This window comes from Verrucomicrobiota bacterium, from assembly GCA_016871495.1.
Classification (GTDB): Bacteria; Verrucomicrobiota; Verrucomicrobiia; order Limisphaerales; family VHDF01; genus VHDF01.
Genome location: VHDF01000180.1, coordinates 1 through 3,556 on the forward strand (window position 1 = coordinate 1; position 3,556 = coordinate 3,556).

Annotated in this window: 2 protein-coding genes; both read right to left on the reverse strand. The window is 58.5% G+C overall.

Annotated features, from left to right (window positions below):
- Positions 1–286: 286 nt before the first annotated feature.
- A complete protein-coding gene (locus FJ404_19605) occupies positions 287–652 on the reverse strand; it encodes a hypothetical protein (GenBank protein MBM3825052.1) in 366 nt (121 codons plus the stop codon).
- 710 nt (positions 653–1,362) lie between these two features.
- A complete protein-coding gene (locus FJ404_19610) occupies positions 1,363–3,156 on the reverse strand; it encodes a hypothetical protein (GenBank protein ID MBM3825053.1) in 1,794 nt (597 codons plus the stop codon).
- Positions 3,157–3,556 lie beyond the last annotated feature (400 nt).

Sequence of the window (3,556 nt, forward strand, 5' to 3'; positions counted from 1 at the left end):
GCGCGAGCAAGGAGGTGATCGCACGGATTTTGAAGATTGGGGAAGTGTTCGAGTTGCCGACGCAGGCCACGGCCTTCAAGTAGGATCGCTCCCCATCCAATCAGGTCGCCACGCCCATCCGGGCGAGGGCGGCCTTTTGTCGTGAAGCGGTCCGACTGTGAGAACACGAAGCTTCTGCCCCGCGGGAGGACACTTCCGCGAGCTTGGGTGGCCGACCTAGCGTTTCCCTGGAGATTTCATGCAGTTTTCCTGACGGGAAAAATCAGAGATTTCCATGCACCCAGGCTTACCCGTGGATTTGGGAGAGAAAAGGCGACAGAATCAGCGCCCAGGAATTTCCCAATTGGCGGTGACAAGCGTGAACCACGGCAGCGAAGAGTCCGATCCAGAGCGCAAGGATCAACCAAAGCGCCACGGCGCCGTAGCTGAAAATGTTATACAAGAAACCCAGTTGCGGACCGAATGTAAGCAAGCCCGCCAAGGTTCCCCAACGGAAGGCGAACTTGGCCTGGGCTTGGTGCCTCAACTCAAGGAGGCATGCCAGATAGACCAGTACCAGAAAGGACAGAGGCGGGAAGGCAAGGGCTGCATGGAAACACGCCGTCGCTGTCAGGACGAGAGCCAAGGGCTTGCGAAAGAGATTGGGCAACACAAGAAACACTCTAGCTTTCGACTCTTGCTCCTAATGAGGTGGCATGCTCCGAATGTTACCCGTCCTAGGATGAGATGGAAGTTACCCTGACAGTGGACTGAATGCAAGGGGTGCACAATTCGTTGAACCTCAAAACGGCAGTTCATCGTGGTGAAGATTGGCAACGGGCTGGATGAGAAAGTCATGAGGAAGCGCGAGGCCTATCCTTGATGGATCTCGCCAGTGATTCGGAAGGGCTCTATCGCCAGGACCTTGCGAAGATTCACGAAGGGCAATGGCCGTTTTAAGCAAAAGAACTCCGCTTGGCCGGGGTGCGGAACGGTGAATAACTTCTGCATCAAGTTAGACGGGAGGTCGAAGGGCAGAAACAGCCGGGACGGCACTGGTTGGGCGGTGCATCCAGAGTTTGTCGGTGACCGGGTTGTCGTGGTAGCGAAGTCGGTCCTGTCTGCTGTTGTGCAGGTTGCCCAGCCTGCGGAGCGACCAAGGGAACCAGGCGCGTGGAGAGCATGGAAGGGCCTCGTTCTTCACCCGCCGGGCCGACGGGCAGTCGGCGATACGGCAGGCTGGGCTGCCTGCGCCACACGACAGACAACTTCAGGATGCACGGCTTGTTCGGAAAGCCGTCCCCATAGTCTTGAGAAAATCACGTCTGTTTCTGATAAGAATCTACATTGGACGAGGGGCGGCTCGGGGAGCAGGTGCGATGGCTAGTTTTTCAGGATCACGCGGAAGTACGCCGCAGCGGCGTCCCGACGCAGATCGAGGGATTTGGAGAGTCCCGTGCCGATGAAGACGTTGCCGACATCGGTCCAGGCCGAGCCCAGGGCCGGGCTGGACTGGAGTTGATACTGCACGCCCTCCGCAGTGCTCAGCGTGAGCGTGATGCCATCACCGGTAAGTGCCAGTGAAAGGCGGGGGGCACCAGGTGGAAGCCGGAGGACATTCGAGAATGGAGATGTGTCTGCACCCGTGGCATCCTTCAAGGTGCTGGTGACCGCAAGATGGGTGGCGCGGTTCAACCCTGGGACTTCAGAAAGATCGAAGGCAAATGCCCCCGGCGATGAGTCGAGATCGCCATGTCCCCCCTCGGTGAAGGACGCCAGCCATTGCCCGATATGGGGATGCTCCTGGTCAGACGGCTGTTCCGAGGCATAGAGATCAATGATGGCACCCGTGAGCTTATTCGTCCCGGGGCCACTCAGCGGCAAATACCCTCGCAGGACTTGTCGTGTTGAGTTGGTCTCGAGCACGGGCGCTAGGTCCGTTTCCCGTCCAAGTCGCATGCCGGCCAAGGAATTCTCCAGTTTTTCGAAGTAAGGACCGGTGTTATTCGTGATTACGTTTCGCCGGTGGACGATTCGGGTTTCCGGTTTCGTGTGACGGAAGAGATATCCGGTGTGGTTGGCAATGCGATTGCCCGAGGCGGCAGCCGGCCCCGACCCTTCGTCCAAGCCGACGACGGCCTGGACGGTCTGAACTCGGAGGAAGTTGCCATTGGGCAACGGTGTCACGCCGTCCCAGGCCACGCCAATCGTGTTCCCCCAGAGCACCAGTCTCTCCGCAGGACCATAGAACTCGATCACATCCCCGCGCATGCCCCCCATGAGGTTTCGCCGAAGGGTGATGGTGCCGGTCAAGGCATTGCCTTCCACCGCGTCACCTTCAAGGCCAATCCGAATTTCTTCAGGAGGCAATGTCTTCCCGTCGGGCAGCACTCCGATGAGGTTATGTTGCACGAGGATATCCTTCGTTTCCTCGAATTGGACGCCGATGGCATGCGCGACGATGATGTTGATCTCGGCGAGATCTTCCACGCCATTGCCGTCCGAACCGAACACCTGTCCGCCTTCGGTCCCATACGCAGCGATGGCAACCTCGCCGCCTGCGAGGATCGACTGATCCGGCGATACCCCGAACCAGCAGCCACTGACCTGACCTCCGATCGCGCCATCGGTGAAATAGACGCCGTAGTTCTCACTGTCTCGGTCGGCAAGGACCGAGAATCCCCGGAAGTGGACGTGGGATGAGGCCATCTTAAACGACCAATCCGGCATCTCGCCCGTGGACGGATGTTCAGTAAGATTTCGACAGTCCAGAACGATCTTGAGTGCGGCGTTGTTGGTGCCTTCGATGGCGTTGGTGTTCGGTCGCGCTCCGGGTTGGGAGAATCCATCGATCAAGACTCGATCGAAAAGGTGCGTCACCAGCGGGGGAAAGCCCCCCGGTGGCGGTGTGATGAAGTGCGGTCCGTCGCCAGGAATGGCGAAGCGCAGGTTCAAAAGTCGGGTGCCACCTTTGATGACGAAGGACGACTCCCCGGCGGAAAGGGGGCGGCCGAGACCCTCATTGGCGATCAAGACCGCCTCAACGAAAGTCAGCCGGTTGTCCGAGGTGTTGTCGTTTCCGGTCGAGTTGACCGTGATTTTGAATTCCTGGCCGAGGGCGGTCACGGTGCCGATGAGCGCAATGAGGAACGGAAGAACGGGCGTATGATTCATCATTCAATTCTCAATGAAGAGGTGGAGTTGCAGCAAGGAACGCGGTTTTTACGGGTGAGCATGGAGGAATGCACGAAAAAACATGATGGGCAGAGAAAAGCACATTCTCCATGGATGAGCTGATGCGGCAACTCGAATGCTGAGCAAGCTTGAGATCAGAAGGAATGCAAAGGGACTGAGATTCTAAAGACATAGAGACACGGAGAATTCAGATCCTGCGCTCCACTCATGGCTCGAAGTCGTTCTAGAACCGCACGGTGGCGCGAGGTTCGCGCCGCGCGTCGCGGAGCGCCGGCGTCCGCGGCAGGTCACGCCTCCGACGCGCGCAAAACCGGTGGGGACATCGGGCGCGTCGCTTGGCCGGTTCTGCCGCCTTTTCGTCCCCTAAATCAGGGATGATTTA

Excerpts from the sequence above, each read along its gene's own strand:
- FJ404_19610 (MBM3825053.1), bottom strand. The coding sequence starts at position 3,156 with ATGATGAATCATACGCCCGTTCTTCCGTTCCTCATTGCGCTCATCGGC.